Genomic DNA, 396 nt, shown 5'->3' with positions numbered 1-396 from the left:
GGCCGGGTTCCCCCGGGTCGACCACGGCGGCGCGATGCCCGTCGTGCAGCATCCAGATGTAGTTGTCGGTGAAAGCGGGCAGCGGCAGCAAGTTCATGAGCGACGAAATTATAGGTTTGCACCATTGGTTCGACTCACCGCCCGGCCGATACCTGCTGGCGTGGGAGCAGGAGCGCTATGACGAAATGGTCGCCGACGTGTTCGGCTACCACGCGCTGCAGCTCGGCATGCCCGGCCTGCAGGGCCTGCGCGCGAACCGCATGCCGCACCGCTGGCTGGCGCTCGGCGCGGCCGAGGCGCTGCTGTGGCCGCCTCCGCCGGCCAGCGGGGCCCCCTCCACGGCGCACCATGCCGAGGGCGACGCGCCTGGCGAGGACCGGGCCGCCGGGGCACCGC

Annotated in this window: 2 pseudogenes; one reads left to right on the top strand and one right to left on the bottom strand. The window is 71.7% G+C overall.

The features are described from left to right. Window positions 1-97, bottom strand: a pseudogene (locus GD429_RS41550) (hydroxyacylglutathione hydrolase); the annotation flags it as partial. On the opposite strand from GD429_RS41550, the pseudogene GD429_RS41545 reads away from it, so the two are divergent. Beyond that, window positions 96-396 (top strand): annotated as a pseudogene (locus GD429_RS41545) (SAM-dependent methyltransferase); the annotation flags it as partial. The pseudogenes GD429_RS41550 and GD429_RS41545 sit on opposite strands and share 2 nt — an antisense overlap.

Origin of the sequence: Burkholderia sp. BE17 (genome assembly GCF_009362305.1) — a bacterium.
GTDB classification, from domain to species: Bacteria; Pseudomonadota; Gammaproteobacteria; order Burkholderiales; family Burkholderiaceae; genus Burkholderia; species Burkholderia pyrrocinia_C.
Note: the sequence above shows the minus strand (reverse complement) of the source record. Positions and strands in the feature narration are given on the sequence as shown.